At 60.0% G+C, this 13,147-nt stretch carries 14 protein-coding genes; 7 read left to right on the top strand and 7 right to left on the bottom strand.

Features of this window, described 5'->3' with window-relative positions:
* Positions 1-15 precede the first annotated feature (15 nt).
* Both efeB and efeO read left to right on the top strand, forming a co-directional pair.
* Positions 16-1,314: an iron uptake transporter deferrochelatase/peroxidase subunit gene (gene efeB, locus QRN33_RS24075; protein WP_285410546.1), complete on the top strand. Its 1,299-nt coding sequence runs from the start codon at positions 16-18 to the stop codon at positions 1,312-1,314.
* Positions 1,315-1,340: 26 nt separating this feature from the next.
* Positions 1,341-2,165: an iron uptake system protein EfeO gene (efeO, locus tag QRN33_RS24070; RefSeq protein ID WP_083352772.1), complete on the top strand. Its 825-nt coding sequence runs from the start codon at positions 1,341-1,343 to the stop codon at positions 2,163-2,165.
* A gap of 121 nt (positions 2,166-2,286) precedes the next feature.
* Here efeO and pssA read toward each other — a convergent pair whose 3' ends face one another.
* Positions 2,287-3,630, bottom strand: coding sequence for a CDP-diacylglycerol--serine O-phosphatidyltransferase (pssA, locus tag QRN33_RS24065; protein ID WP_042609933.1), 1,344 nt, complete (start codon positions 3,628-3,630; stop codon positions 2,287-2,289).
* Between the two features lie 180 nt (positions 3,631-3,810).
* Here pssA and QRN33_RS24060 point away from each other — a divergent pair, with 180 nt between their 5' ends.
* From QRN33_RS24060 to QRN33_RS24050, 3 genes are all read left to right on the top strand, one after another.
* On the top strand, positions 3,811-4,374 hold the full coding sequence (locus QRN33_RS24060; RefSeq protein WP_285410544.1) for a TetR/AcrR family transcriptional regulator: 564 nt from the start codon (positions 3,811-3,813) through the stop codon (positions 4,372-4,374).
* 54 nt (positions 4,375-4,428) lie between these two features.
* Positions 4,429-4,908: a nuclear transport factor 2 family protein gene (locus QRN33_RS24055; protein ID WP_041480390.1), complete on the top strand. Its 480-nt coding sequence runs from the start codon at positions 4,429-4,431 to the stop codon at positions 4,906-4,908.
* Positions 4,909-5,174: 266 nt separating this feature from the next.
* Positions 5,175-5,954, top strand: coding sequence for a TSUP family transporter (locus QRN33_RS24050; protein ID WP_042609931.1), 780 nt, complete (start codon positions 5,175-5,177; stop codon positions 5,952-5,954).
* Here the strand turns inward: QRN33_RS24050 and nudC are convergent.
* The 4 genes from nudC to QRN33_RS24030 form a co-directional block, all read right to left on the bottom strand.
* Positions 5,922-6,752 carry an NAD(+) diphosphatase gene (nudC, locus tag QRN33_RS24045; protein ID WP_285410541.1) on the bottom strand — a complete coding sequence of 277 codons (831 nt, stop codon included), beginning with the start codon at positions 6,750-6,752 and terminating at the stop codon, positions 5,922-5,924. The two genes, QRN33_RS24050 and nudC, sit on opposite strands and share 33 nt — an antisense overlap.
* 7 nt (positions 6,753-6,759) lie before the next feature.
* Positions 6,760-7,572 carry a crotonase/enoyl-CoA hydratase family protein gene (locus QRN33_RS24040; RefSeq protein ID WP_285410539.1) on the bottom strand — a complete coding sequence of 271 codons (813 nt, stop codon included), beginning with the start codon at positions 7,570-7,572 and terminating at the stop codon, positions 6,760-6,762.
* A gap of 205 nt (positions 7,573-7,777) precedes the next feature.
* Positions 7,778-8,923, bottom strand: coding sequence for a PQQ-dependent sugar dehydrogenase (locus tag QRN33_RS24035; protein WP_285410537.1), 1,146 nt, complete (start codon positions 8,921-8,923; stop codon positions 7,778-7,780).
* A 39-nt stretch (positions 8,924-8,962) separates the two neighbouring features.
* The gene (locus QRN33_RS24030; protein WP_285410535.1) at positions 8,963-9,295 is read right to left on the bottom strand and encodes a hypothetical protein; all 333 of its coding nucleotides are present in this window, start codon (positions 9,293-9,295) and stop codon (positions 8,963-8,965) included.
* Positions 9,296-9,485: 190 nt separating this feature from the next.
* Here QRN33_RS24030 and ku point away from each other — a divergent pair, with 190 nt between their 5' ends.
* Positions 9,486-10,352, top strand: coding sequence for a non-homologous end joining protein Ku (gene ku, locus QRN33_RS24025; RefSeq protein WP_064362283.1), 867 nt, complete (start codon positions 9,486-9,488; stop codon positions 10,350-10,352).
* A 158-nt stretch (positions 10,353-10,510) separates the two neighbouring features.
* On the opposite strand, the gene lpxO is transcribed toward ku, so the two are convergent.
* A complete protein-coding gene (gene lpxO, locus QRN33_RS24020; RefSeq protein ID WP_065617311.1) occupies positions 10,511-11,410 on the bottom strand; it encodes a lipid A hydroxylase LpxO in 900 nt (299 codons plus the stop codon).
* Between the two features lie 311 nt (positions 11,411-11,721).
* Here lpxO and QRN33_RS24015 point away from each other — a divergent pair, with 311 nt between their 5' ends.
* Positions 11,722-12,156 (top strand): short chain dehydrogenase, encoded by a 435-nt coding sequence (locus QRN33_RS24015; RefSeq protein WP_285410533.1) that lies wholly within the window; start codon positions 11,722-11,724, stop codon positions 12,154-12,156.
* A 32-nt stretch (positions 12,157-12,188) separates the two neighbouring features.
* Here QRN33_RS24015 and QRN33_RS24010 read toward each other — a convergent pair whose 3' ends face one another.
* Positions 12,189-13,133 (bottom strand): methyltransferase, encoded by a 945-nt coding sequence (locus tag QRN33_RS24010; protein ID WP_285410531.1) that lies wholly within the window; start codon positions 13,131-13,133, stop codon positions 12,189-12,191.
* Positions 13,134-13,147 lie beyond the last annotated feature (14 nt).

Raw genomic sequence — 13,147 nt, 5'->3', positions numbered from 1 at the left:
GCAGAAGACCACCCGATGAACGATTCAGAACCTCTCAACCTGCAACGGCGCCGCGTGCTGATGGGCATGGGCGCCGCCGGTGTCGCCCTCGCCGGATCAGCCCTGAGCTGCCCGGCCATGGCCGCAGCGCCCGCGCAAGTCACCGAAGCGCCGAGCAGCGACAAGACCGAAGACCGCCACGATTTCCACGGCGTGCACCAGACCGGCATCGTCACCCCGCGCCCGGCCTCGGGCATGCTGGTGGCGTTCGATGTGCTGGCGACCGATCGCGAAGATCTCGAGCGACTGTTCCGCACGCTGAACGAACGCATCGCGTTTTTGATGAAGGGCGGCCCGGTGGCGCAGATTGATCCGAAACTGCCGCCGCCGGATTCCGGCATCCTCGGCCCGGTGGTCACCCCGGACAACCTGACAATCACCGTGTCCGTCGGTGATTCGCTGTTCGACGAGCGCTTCGGTCTGGCAGCGGCCAAACCCAAGCGCCTGCAACGCATGGTCGGTTTCCCCAACGATGCGCTGGATGCCGATTGCTGCCATGGCGACCTGAGCCTGCAGTTCTGCGCCAACACCGCCGACACCAACATTCACGCCCTGCGCGACATCGTCAAGAACCTCCCCGATCTGCTGCTGGTGCGCTGGAAACAAGAAGGCAGCGTACCGCCGCAAGCCCCGGCCAAACCCGGCGTACCGGCGCAGTCGGCGCGCAACTTCCTGGGTTTTCGCGATGGCTCGGCCAACCCCGATTCCAACGACGCCAAGGCCATGGACTGCATCGTCTGGGTGCAACCGGGCAGTGATGAGCCAGCGTGGGCTGCCCATGGCAGTTATCAAGCGGTGCGCATCATCCGCAACTTTGTCGAACGCTGGGATCGCACGCCTTTGCAGGAGCAGGAAAGCATTCTCGGCCGGGTCAAGAGCAGCGGCGCGCCCATCGGTGGCCACACGGAAAGCGAAGTGCCGGATTACAGCAAGGATCCGGCCGGCAAGCTGACCAGACTCGACGCGCACATTCGGCTGGCCAATCCGCGCACCGCCGCGACCCAGGCCAACCTGATCCTGCGCCGGCCGTTCAACTATTCCAACGGCGTCAACAAGAACGGTCAGCTCGACATGGGCCTGCTGTTCATCTGCTACCAGGCCGATCTGGAACAAGGCTTTATCACCGTGCAGACCCGCCTCAACGGCGAACCGCTCGAGGAATATCTCAAACCGGTCGGCGGCGGTTACTTCTTCACCCTGCCCGGCGTTACCGGCGATGACGACTTCATCGGTCGCTCGTTACTGGCTGCCACTTCCCACAACAAAAGCGCATGACACCCAACCGACACTGGAGCCGCCCCATGAAAAAGACGCCACTCGCGTTACTGCTGACCCTTGGTTTGCTCAACACCCCGCTGTCGGCGTTCGCCGCGACTGCGCCGCTGGATCTGGTGGGGCCGGTGTCGGACTACAAGATTTACGTCACCGAGAAGCTCGATGAGCTGGCCAGCCACACTCAGCAGTTCACCGACGCGGTGAAGAAAGGCGATCTCGCCACCGCGCAGAAGCTCTACGCGCCGACGCGGGTTTATTACGAGTCGATAGAGCCGATTGCAGAACTGTTCAGCGATCTCGATGCGTCCATCGATTCGCGCGTCGATGATCACGAGAAAGGTGTGAAGGCTGAAGATTTCACCGGTTTCCACCGGATCGAATATTCGCTGTTCGCGGAGAAATCCACCCAGGGTCTGGATGCATTGGCCGACGGTTTGAACAAGGACGTGCAGGACCTGCAAACCCGTGTCGCCGGCCTGACCTTCCCGCCGGAGAAAGTCGTCGGCGGCGCTGCTGCGCTACTGGAAGAAGTCGCGGCGACGAAGATTTCCGGCGAGGAAGATCGCTACAGCCACACTGACCTGTACGACTTCCAGGGCAATATCGACGGCGCGAAGAAGATAGTCGATCTGTTCCGTTCGCAGGTCGAACAGCAGGACAAGGCATTTGTAGCGAAAGTCGACAAGAACTTCGCCACGGTCGACAAGATCCTCGCCAAGTACAAGACCGCGGATGGCGGCTTTGAAACCTACGACAAAGTGAAGGACAACGACCGCAAGGCGCTGGTCGGGCCGGTGAACACGCTGGCGGAGGATTTGTCGATGATGCGCGGGAAGCTGGGTCTGAACTGAATCTTCAGCGCCTGTCAGGGCCCTATCGCGAGCAGGCTCACTCCTACAATTGGAATGCGTTCCCCTGTAGGAGTGAGCCTGCTCGCGATAGCGGTTTTCGCCACACTACAAATACCAAACCCTAGAGAATCCGATAGAGCAACCGCTCAATCCTCACCCGACTCACCCGCTTGAGAAACTTCGCCACTCCTGCCGGGTAATCCGGCAGTGTCTCCAGGGTCTGGAAGCTGTCGATCCGCGTGGTATGGCGGAATATGTTCTCCAGCTCTTTCGCCCGTGGCTCCAGCCATTCGCCTTGCGGGTCGTCGATCAGCAGCGCGTTTTCCAGATCCAGACGGAACGCCCGCGGATTGAGGTTGTTGCCGGTCAGCAAGGTGTAGCGCTGATCGATCCACATGCCCTTGAGGTGATAAGTGTTGTCACCATCGCGCCACAAATGCAGGTTCAGCTGGCCGCTGTCGATGCTGTGCTGATGGCGTTTGGCGAAGCGGCGCAGGCTGATCTCGTACAGATACGGCAGCGCGGCGATCACCTTGAACGGCTCGCTCGGCGGAATGTAGAAGTCATTGGCGGTCTTGTCGCCGACCACGATATCGATCTTCACGCCGCGGGCCAGTGCACGGTTGATCTCGCGGATCACACCCAGCGGCAGGTTGAAGTACGGCGTGCAGATGGTCAGCTGCTTTTGTGCGCTGGCGATCAGTTCGAGGATCGCCCGGTTCAGCGGATTGTTCTTGCCGACGCCGAGCAGTGGCGTGACCGACAGCCCTTCTCTGCTGGTGCTGCCGGCGCCGGTATCGTAGGTCGCGTACTTGAGGCGACTGCGCAGGTCGCCGATGTCGTTGCGCAGGCTGCGCGTGCTCGGCAGGTTCGGCAGGTCGAGGCGATGCACGGCTTTCGATTCGATCAGGCCATGCTTGACCAGATGATGCATCGAATCCGCGAGCTCGCGACTGTGCAGCACGTGGTAACGGTCGAAGCGGTATTTGTCGAGTTTGTGCAGGTAGACATTGTTCAGACTGGCGCCGCTGTAGACCACGTTGTCATCGATGACGAAGCCTTTGAGGTGCAGCACGCCGAACAGTTCGCGGGTCTGCACCGGCACGCCGTAGATCGGCACTTCGCTCTGATGCGTGCGGGTCATGTCCTGATACCAGGCGGCGTTGCCAGGCTGCTTGCCCGCGCCGATCAGACCGCGCTGGGCGCGCAACCAGTCAACCACCACGGCAATTTCCAGCTCGGGACGCTTGAGTTTGGCAGCGTGCAGGGCATCGAGGATTTCCTGGCCGGCTTCGTCCTGCTGCAAATACAGCGCGACGATGTAGATGCGCTGGGTCGCTGCGGCGATTTGCTCGAGCAGGCAGCGTCGGAATTCGGCAGCACTGGACAGAATGCTCACCGCCTCGGCGGTCAGCGCGAAGCTGCGCAGTTTGGGCAGCAGAGAACGTTTGAAAAGCAACGGCATAAGGCTCGCAAGGTTCGATTCCGAAGAGTTTGAGAGCTTACACCATCGTCTGCGCCGGGTCTTGTCAGTGTCGGTTGAAATGCATTCCCCTGTGGGAGCGAGCCTGCTCGCGAAAGCCATTTCACAGACGCAACACATATCCGCTTGACCAAGGAGAACAACCGTTCTACTGTTCGCCACATGAACGAATCAATCAGCAACGAAACACGCGACATCATTCTGGATGTCACCGAAAAGTTGATCTACAAAAGTGGCATCGCTGCCACCAGCATGGATCTCCTGGTGAAAACCGCCGGCGTCTCCAGAAAAAGCATCTACCGTTACTTTGCCGACAAGGACGCGCTGGTGGTCGCGGCCCTTCAGCGACGCGACATACGCTGGATGAGCTGGTTCAGAAACGCTGTCGACCAAGCTGCAACCCCGGCCGAGCGCCTGCTCAACCTGTTTACCGTGCTCAAGGGCTGGTTCGACTCGGATGGCTTTCGCGGCTGCGCCTTTATCAACACCAGCGGCGAAACCGGCGATCCACAGGACCCGGTGCGGCTGGTGGCCAAAGAACACAAACAGAAGCTGCTCGACTACGTGTGCGAGCTGTGTACCGAATATGGCGCCGAGGATCCGCAACTGCTGGCCAGACAGTTGCTGGTTCTGATTGAAGGCGCCATTACCGTAGCGCTTGTGATGGGTGATCACAGTGCCGCCGATAATGCGCAATGGATGGCGCGAAAGTTATTGGGCCTGTAACGCTTAACAAGCCGGACTTGTTGTTCATACATTAAATGAATCAGGAGATTGAACATGTCGACTGCAGCCCAGGTACGTCCGCCATTGCCCCCGTTCAACCACGCTTCAGCCATCGAAAAAGTGCGCCTTGCCGAAGATGGCTGGAACACCCGCGATCCGGAAAAGGTTTCGCTCGCCTACACCCTCGATACCAAATGGCGCAATCGCGCCGAGTTCGCCAACAACCGCGAAGAGGCCAAGGCATTCCTCACCCGCAAGTGGGCGAAGGAACTGGATTATCGTTTGATCAAAGAACTCTGGGCCTACTCCGATACCCGTATCGCCGTGCGTTATGCCTATGAATGGCACGACGATTCCGGCAACTGGTTCCGTTCGTACGGCAACGAAAACTGGGAGTTCGATGACAACGGCCTGATGTTCCAGCGCTACGCCTGCATCAATGACATGCCGATCAAGGAAAGCGAACGCAAATTCCACTGGCCGCTGGGCCGCCGGCCGGATGATCATCCGGGGCTGAGTGAACTCGGCCTCTAAAGCCTACCCCGATTCAATGTTGGAGTGAGCCTGCTCGCGATAGCGGTATGTCTGTGACGTCTTCACGTCTGACAAACCGCCATCGCGACCAGGCTCACTCCTACAATGGTTTTGCGGTGAATATTGATTGTGAGTACGGCACCGCATCTGTGGGAGCGAGCCTGCTCGCGAATAGGCCCTGCGGCTCGCCGCAACAGTTGGATACAGGTAACATGACTGCCCTCCCCGCAGCTCACGTTCTGCGCCTTGCCGAATAAGCCGACTCCATGCCTTTCGAACTCAGCGTTGACCTCACCACTTTGGCCATTCTGGCTGCCGTTGCCTTCCTTGCCGGTTTCATCGATGCCATCGCGGGTGGTGGCGGTCTGTTGACCACGCCGGCGCTGCTGACGGCGGGCCTGCCGCCGCATCTGGTGCTGGGCACCAACAAGCTGAGTTCGACCTTCGGCTCGGCAACCGCCAGCTTCACTTTCTACAGACGCAAACTGTTTCATCCGCGACAGTGGACCCACGCAATAGTCGGCACTCTGGTCGGCGCGCTCACGGGTGCGGTGGTTGCCCATTACCTGCCGGCCGAATGGCTGAACAAAATGCTGCCGGTGATCGTCTTCGCTTGTGGTGTGTATCTGTTGTTTGGTGGCACGCCGAAAGCGCCGCTGGACAGCGACGCACCAATCAAAAAGAAATGGCAGTCGACCCAGGGCTTCAGCCTCGGCTTCTACGATGGCGTGGCCGGTCCCGGCACGGGCGCGTTCTGGACAGTGAGCAGTCTGCTGCTGTACCCGATCGATCTGGTCAAGGCCAGCGGCGTAGCACGGAGCATGAACTTTGTCAGCAACATCGCGGCGCTGTCGGTGTTCATTTTCTCCGGTCAGGTCGACTGGATCATCGGCCTGTGCATGGGCCTGTCGGTGATGGTCGGGGCCTTTTTTGGCGCACGCACGGCAATCAGCGGCGGCGCCAAATTCATTCGTCCGGTATTCATCACCGTGGTGCTTGGCCTGACCGTGCGCCTAGCCTGGCAACACTGGTTCAGCGTGGCCTAAGCGCCGCGCCACGTAGACATCGATCAAGTAACGGGCTATCGAACGTGACGCCGGCAACGGCGGCAGTTCATGCACGTGGAACCACTGGGCGTCTTCGATCTCGTCTTCCTGACAGACAATCTCGCCACCGGCGTATTCGGCATGGAAGCCGAGCATCATCGAATGCGGGAACGGCCAGCACTGGCTGCCGATGTACTGGATGTTCTTCACTTCGATCTGCACTTCTTCGCGCACTTCACGAATCAGACAATCCTCAGCCGACTCCCCCGGCTCGGCGAAACCGGCCAAGGTGCTGTAAACCCCCGTGACGAAGCGCGGCGAGCGCGCCAAGAGGATTTCGTCGCCACGGGTGATCAGCACGATCATGCTCGGTGAAATGCGCGGATAGCTGCGCAGATCGCACGGCTGGCAATACATCGCCCGCTCGCGCGGCACCTGCGTCATCGGCTGGCCGCAGTTGCCGCAGAAGCGATGCTCGCGCGCCCAAGTGCCGATCTGCGCGGCATAACCGAGGACTTTGTACAGCGTGTGATCGCCCTCGAGCATGAACGCTCGCAGGCCTTTCCAGCCGCAACCCGGTACATCGCTGACACTGCGCAACTCCAGCAGATACACCGGTTCGCCGTCGAGATGACCAATGCCGTGCTCGGCAAGGACCACAAGGTCCTGGCGCTTGAGCCATTCGCGCGGGAACAGCGCGCCGTTGTCATCGAACAGAAAGCCTTCCGGGCTGCGCGCCACGGCCCAGCCGCCGGGTTGATCGGTGTCGAGTACTGCAGTGGTCCAGCGAGAGATCATGGTTAACTCAATCCAGAAATTCGGGTTTCTGTTTGCTCATGTGGGCGGCCATGGCCACGCGCAGATCGGTGGATTGCAACATGGCGGCGTTCCAGGTGGCAACGTATTCGAGACCGTCGTCAATGCGATGGTCGCGCATGTAGCTGATCATTTCCTTGGTGCCGGTCACGGCAATCGGCGACTTGGCAGCGATGTCGCGGGCAATCTCGAACACGCCTTCGAGCAACGTGTCCTTGTCGCTGTAGACGCGATTGACCAGGCCCATGCTGCGCGCTTCCTCGGCGCCAAAGGTGCGACCGGTGTAAGCCAGTTCGCGCAGCATGCCGTCTCCGATGATTCGCGGCAACCGTTGCAACGTGCCGACGTCAGCGGCCATGCCGATATCGATTTCCTTGATCGAGAACTGCGCGTCCTCAGCGGCGTAACGCATATCGCAAGCGGCAATCAGATCGATCGCCCCACCCAGGCAGTAGCCCTGAATGGCGGCCAGCACCGGTTTGCGGCAATTGTCGACGGCGTTGAACGAAGCCTGCAGGTTGAGGATCTTGCGCCGCAGCAGGCGTGCATTGCGGCCCACGTCCTTGCCCAGTTCATTGGCGACGCCAGCCAGCATCATCAGGTCGATGCCGGAAGAAAAATGTTTGCCGTTGCCACTCAACACCACCACACGCACTTCGTCGGTGTCGTCGATCCATTGGAGAATCTCGATGATCTCGCTCCAGAACGCCGCGTTCATCGCGTTGATCTTTTCCGGGCGATTGATCTGCACATGGGCGATGTTATCGGCCAGTTCGACGCTGAAGGCGGAGTATTGAGTCATGGCAGTGATCCTTTACCGGGCTGGAAAATAAGGCCCGAACTATAACAAGGCAATGGGGTGGCGGTTCGGCCAAATGCGGGACTGCTCGACGTCGGCGCAAAATGCGCGGGCCCTATCGCGAGCAGGCTCGCTCCCACAGGGATACTGCATTTCAATGTGAGAGCGAGCCTGCTCGCGAAGGCGTCGGATCACTCACCGCACGCAATCATTTCAGCCCCAGCCTGTACAACGAGCCATTCTCGTCGTCTGTCAGCACATACAAATAGCCATCCGGTCCCTGGCGCACATCGCGGATGCGTTGGTTCAACTCACCCAGCAGACGCTCCTCATGCACGACCTTGTCGCCATCGAATTGCAGGCGAATCAGTTCCTGGGACACCAATGCGCCAATAAACGCGTTGTGCTGCCAAGGCTTGAAGCGATCGGCATCGTAAAACGCCATGCCCGTAACACCGGGCGACTTCTCCCAGACGTGATGCGGCGCGACCGTGCCTTCGGCAGTTTTACCCTTCGCCTCGGGAATCGGCTGCATCGAGTAATTGATACCGTGGGTCGCCAACGGCCAGCCGTAGTTTTTACCGCGCTCGATGATGTTCACTTCATCGCCGCCACGGGGCCCGTGTTCGTTCTCCCATAACGTACCGGTCCACGGATTGAGCGCCGCGCCCTGAGGGTTGCGCAGCCCGTACGACCAGATTTCCGGCCGAACCCCGGATTGGCCAACGAACGGGTTATCGTCCGGCACCTTGCCGTCGGGGAAGATGCGTACGACCTTGCCCTGCAGCTTGTCGAGATCCTGCGCGGTCGGGCGATCATTGTTTTCACCCAGAGTGATAAACAGATACCCGTCGCGATCGAACACTAGGCGCGAACCGAAATGGTTGCTCACCGACAATTTCGGTTCCTGACGAAAGATCACGTTGAAGTCCTTCAAGGTCTTCAGGTCATCGGAAAGTCGTCCGCGCCCTACCGCGGTGCCGGCCTTGCCGCCCTCGCCACCGCCCTCTGCGTAGGACAGGTAGACCATGCGGTCCTGCTTGAAGTCCGGCGACAGCACCACATCGAGCAGACCGCCCTGCCCTTTGGCCCAGACTTGTGGCACGCCGCTGATCGGCTCCGACAATTTGCCGTCCTTGCTCACGACGCGCAGACGGCCCGGCCGTTCGGTGACCAGCATGCCTTTCTGATCAGGCAGGAACGCCAGCGCCCACGGATGTTCCAGGCCCTGGGCAATGGTGCTGACTTCAAGGATGCCCTGTTCGCTTTTCAGCTCTTTGGGCGAGGCGGCGAACGCCGGGGCACTGATCAGCGCGGCGGCGCAGCAGGTGGCTAGAAGGGTTTTACGCAACATGCACGATTCCTTATGTTCGTGTGAAGGGCTGACAGAACCTCAGTCCTGCCGGTCAACGGTTGCTGCCGTGCCCCGTGAGGGCGGGTTGGGAATGAAGGTCGGCGGATTGCTCGGTACCGAGCGAATCGGCTGGCCGTTGCCGATGCCGCGATTTTCCACGGTCGGCTGACGCGGTACCGGAACGGTATTCGGCCCGCGAAGGGGTGGAGCGCTGGGCTGGGTGCCCTGCATGCTGTTGGGATTGGCCCGGCGGATCGGGCTGTTGTAGGGATTGTTGCTATTGCCGGTGGGGCTTTGCGCCAGCACGACGTCGGCATGAACCAGACCGCCACTGAGGGCCAGGACGGCGATGCCAATCAGAAACCGGTTCATGAGAAATGCCTCTCGATGTGCGTGGACTAGAGCCTTGGAGCCCACGCTACGCCGTGGGTTCGGATTTGTTAACCCTTGCGCCTTAAACAACATGTAACACGGCTTGACCGTAACTCTGTCAGCCCGCGCAATCACTGGAAACTTTCTCGCCGCGCCACGGGTCACCTGATCATCACTCGGAGGACAGGTCATGGCTCGGGCAATCTGGAAAGGCGCAATCAGTTTTGGACTGGTACACATCCCCGTGGCGCTGGTTTCAGCGACGTCGTCCCAAGGCGTGGACTTCGACTGGCTCGACAGCCGCAGCATGGACCCGGTGGGCTATAAACGCATCAACAAGGTCACCGGCAAGGAAGTCACCAAAGAAAATATTGTCAAAGGCGTGGCTTACGAAAAGGGCCGGTACGTGGTGCTCAGCGAGGAAGAGATCCGCTCCGCGCACCCCGTTTCGACGCAGACCATCGACATTTTTTCGTTCGTCGACGCCGAGCAGATTCCGCTGCAGAACATCGACACACCCTACTACCTGGCGCCGGACAAACGCGGCGGCAAGGTGTACGCGTTGCTGCGCGAAACCCTGAGCAAAACCAATAAGGTCGCCCTCGCCCGCGTCGTCCTGCACACGCGCCAATACCTGGCGGCGCTGATGCCGCTGGAGTCGGCGCTGGTTCTGGTCAAGCTGCGCTGGCCGCAGGAAGTACGCGGCCTCGATGAGCTGGCCCTGGGCAGTGAAGTGACCAAACCGCAACTGGCCAAGGGTGAGCTGGACATGGCCAAACGTCTGGTTGAAGACATGACCGCGGAGTGGACGCCGGAGGATTACAAGGACGAGTTCGAAGACAAGATCATGGCGCTGGTCGAGAAGAAAGCCCACGAAGGCAAGATCGAAGATGTCGAGACCGCCACTGGCGAAGAAGAGCGCAAGACGGCCGATGTTATCGACCTGACCGAGCTGCTTAAACGCAGTCTTGGTGGCAAGGCCCCGGCCAAGCCGAAGGCCAAATCTACCAGCAAGGCGGCGCCGGCGAAGAAGACTCGGAAGGCGTCTGGGGAATAATCGGTGAATCAGGAAGAAGTGATTTGAATGTCAGGGCCAATCGCGAGCAGGCTCGCTCCCACAGTGGTATTGGGTTGGATGAAGGAATTTGCGTCCACCCAAATCAAATGTGGGAGCGAGCCTGCTCGCGAAGAGGCCGGTACTGACACCGCAAATCTTCAGATCAGAATAAAGATCGCCAGCAACGCCGCAAAAATCGCCCACTTCTCCAGGTAATAGCGCGTGCGATTGCGCTTCTTCAGCTCTTTGCCGCGCAAGCGGATCTTGTAGATTTTGGTAAACAAGCGGTTGATGCCACCGGTCTTGTCCCCCGCATCATTCGGCGCGCCCGCCGCCGACATCACCGTGCGGCTGAACCAGCGATTGAACGCAGCGGCCCAGCGGTATTTCAACGGACGCTCGATATCACAGAACAGAATGATACGGTTCTGATCCGTGGTGTTTTCTGCGTAATGGATAAACGTCTCGTCGAACATCACCGCTTCGCCATCGCGCCAGTGATAGTTCTCACCGTCGACGTTGATGTAACAGCCAGGATCGTTCGGCGTATCCAGCCCCAGGTGATAGCGATAGGAACCCGCATACGGATCGCGATGGCGCACCAGCTTCGAGCCCGGCGGCAGCTCGGCAAACATGGCCGCCTTGATCGAGCCGATGCTTTGCACCAGTTCGGTGGTGCGCGGGCACAGCTTCATTGCCGACGGGTGACTGTCGCCGTACCACTTCAGATAAAAGCGCTTCCAGCCAGTCTTGAAGAAGGAGTTGAAGCCGACATCGTCATACTGGTTCGAGCGCTTGATCTCGCCGGCACGCAGCAGGTTCTGGCCTTCCTCGCGAATCTCTTGCCAATGGGCCTGCAACGGGCTCAGATCGGGAAAATCCGCCGGGTTCAGATACGGCTTGTTCGGCATTTTCGAAAAGAGGTACAGGAAGCAGTTGATCGGCGCGAGAAACGTCGAGTGGTCACTCAATTGCCGCCCCAGCTTGTGGCGCACGCGTCCACGCAGGTGAACGTAAGCAATGGAGATGACATAAACAGCGGCAATGATGAGTTTCACGGAAAAGGGTCACACGTCAAAAGTGAACAAACTGCGCGCGTGGCGGCCTGGGGCCCAGCGTCTTATGCAGCGGTCTTGATGCACAGGGCGCGTCCTTGGCCCGCGCCGTTTCCGGGCGCTCGGTGAAAGGGTGGCATTTTAGCCACACTTTGTAACCGATAGTGAACCCTCAACTGTGAAAAACTGTCTTGCCCTACTTTTGGGTAATGCCGGCGCGACTGCAAAAGCAGGCGAAACGGCCGTTGCTCATTTCGATGGAACCACGCTTCGCACGCGCTCCTCTATCGCTTACCAATAATGGAGGAACCCCCATGATCGCCCCAGAAACCGGTATGAAACCAGGTCAGCGCTATCGCATTGAGAGCGTCGAGCGCGCGCCGCAATTCTCTGGCTTTTTTCTCGATGGAAAGTATTACCTGGGACCTGAATTGCAGACCGCCGTCGGCTGGCTTGAAGGACAGACGTTCTTCTACGACCAGCTCGACCCGACCGGTGAGCCGGTTTATCCGGACAGGATTGCCGGCACGATTGAGGGGCTGACGTTGGTAATGCCGGACGGCTTACGCCTGGAAATCGAGGAATTGCCCTATCTGGCGGAAGCTGCTGCGCCGGTGCGCGCATCCCTCGCCGGGCGTGTCGAGCGAATTTCGCGGCAGCCAATTCGCCCTTCTCCGCTGCTGGTAGCCGGGGCTGCGATGCTGGTAGGGGTTTGCCTGCTGACACTCTCACGCATCAGAAATCGATAAGGCCACCGCGCGAGCAGTGGCCCCTCTGTCGGTCACTGCTCGCGGGTTACCGTCAGCGCGACCACGGCGATGCGCTCGGCGCGCTCATATTCAGGCTTGAGCAATTCCTCGCCGAACACATCCGGATCGAGCTCGCGATACGTCCAGCCGAAACGCTCGCCCTTGAGCAGCGGCGCGACCGCCTCGCGGAACGGATCCTTACCGGCTACGATTGCCACGCCGGTATACACCAGCAACGTGCCGCCGACTTCCAGACGCGGCAACGCCTCGCGCACGATGCGCACCGACAAACCCTCCCCCAGCGCCCCGCCGCCGTGACGATAGGCGCGCTGTTGCTGGTCGTTCATGTACGGCGGATTGGCGATGATCAAGTCGAACTGGCCTTCGACGCTGGCGAGCAGATCGCTGTGATACACCGACACGTTGCTGGCCCCGGCCAGCTCGGCGTTGACCGCACTCAGGCGCAGCGCCTGCGGGTTGATGTCGACCGCCACCACTTGGGCATCCGGACGCGCCTTGGCGATGAGCACCGCCCCGGCGCCACTGCCGCAGCCGATATCCACCGCGCGCCTGATCGGCGAAAACCGTTGCTGCAATTGCGCTTCGATGGCCTGGGCGAAGCGATACGTGTCCGGGCCGAAGAACACTGCATCGCTTGCCGTCGTCGGAAACGCCGAGTGGGCAAATAACCGGTCATTGAGCGTCGACCAGCGCACCTGGCTGCGCCATACGGCGCCATCGCGTGCGACAACGCCTGACTGCTCCAGGCTCGCCAATTCGTCTGCCTTGAATAGCTCGGCAGGAAATGGCATCGACCAGCCGAACACGTCGCGCAGATCCTTCGCCAGCGGTGTGGCGAAACGCTGCAGAAAACGTTCGTGGGTCAACGGCGTTGGGGTGATGAAGTGATAACCGCTGTCGAGCAGGCGTTTGCCAAGCTCGAACAGCGCTCTGTCCGATGTTTCTTGTGCCGACATGAAAGCTCCTTGTT

Source organism: Pseudomonas sp. FR229a (assembly GCF_030209115.1).
In the GTDB taxonomy this organism is placed as follows: domain Bacteria; phylum Pseudomonadota; class Gammaproteobacteria; order Pseudomonadales; family Pseudomonadaceae; genus Aquipseudomonas; species Aquipseudomonas moraviensis_A.
The sequence above is the reverse complement of the archived record's forward strand: the minus strand, read 5'-3'. Positions and strand labels throughout refer to the sequence as shown.

What these genes read in the sequence shown, in the direction of transcription:
- efeB (WP_285410546.1), top strand. Translation starts at nt 16, where the DNA reads ATGAACGATTCAGAACCTCTCAACCTGCAACGGCGCCGCGTGCTGATG.
- efeO (WP_083352772.1), top strand. Translation starts at nt 1,341, where the DNA reads ATGAAAAAGACGCCACTCGCGTTACTGCTGACCCTTGGTTTGCTCAAC.
- pssA (WP_042609933.1), bottom strand. Translation starts at nt 3,630, where the DNA reads ATGCCGTTGCTTTTCAAACGTTCTCTGCTGCCCAAACTGCGCAGCTTC.
- QRN33_RS24060 (WP_285410544.1), top strand. Translation starts at nt 3,811, where the DNA reads ATGAACGAATCAATCAGCAACGAAACACGCGACATCATTCTGGATGTC.
- QRN33_RS24055 (WP_041480390.1), top strand. Translation starts at nt 4,429, where the DNA reads ATGTCGACTGCAGCCCAGGTACGTCCGCCATTGCCCCCGTTCAACCAC.
- QRN33_RS24050 (WP_042609931.1), top strand. Translation starts at nt 5,175, where the DNA reads ATGCCTTTCGAACTCAGCGTTGACCTCACCACTTTGGCCATTCTGGCT.
- nudC (WP_285410541.1), bottom strand. Translation starts at nt 6,752, where the DNA reads ATGATCTCTCGCTGGACCACTGCAGTACTCGACACCGATCAACCCGGC.
- QRN33_RS24040 (WP_285410539.1), bottom strand. Translation starts at nt 7,572, where the DNA reads ATGACTCAATACTCCGCCTTCAGCGTCGAACTGGCCGATAACATCGCC.
- QRN33_RS24035 (WP_285410537.1), bottom strand. Translation starts at nt 8,923, where the DNA reads ATGTTGCGTAAAACCCTTCTAGCCACCTGCTGCGCCGCCGCGCTGATC.
- QRN33_RS24030 (WP_285410535.1), bottom strand. Translation starts at nt 9,295, where the DNA reads ATGAACCGGTTTCTGATTGGCATCGCCGTCCTGGCCCTCAGTGGCGGT.
- ku (WP_064362283.1), top strand. Translation starts at nt 9,486, where the DNA reads ATGGCTCGGGCAATCTGGAAAGGCGCAATCAGTTTTGGACTGGTACAC.
- QRN33_RS24015 (WP_285410533.1), top strand. Translation starts at nt 11,722, where the DNA reads ATGATCGCCCCAGAAACCGGTATGAAACCAGGTCAGCGCTATCGCATT.
- QRN33_RS24010 (WP_285410531.1), bottom strand. Translation starts at nt 13,133, where the DNA reads ATGTCGGCACAAGAAACATCGGACAGAGCGCTGTTCGAGCTTGGCAAA.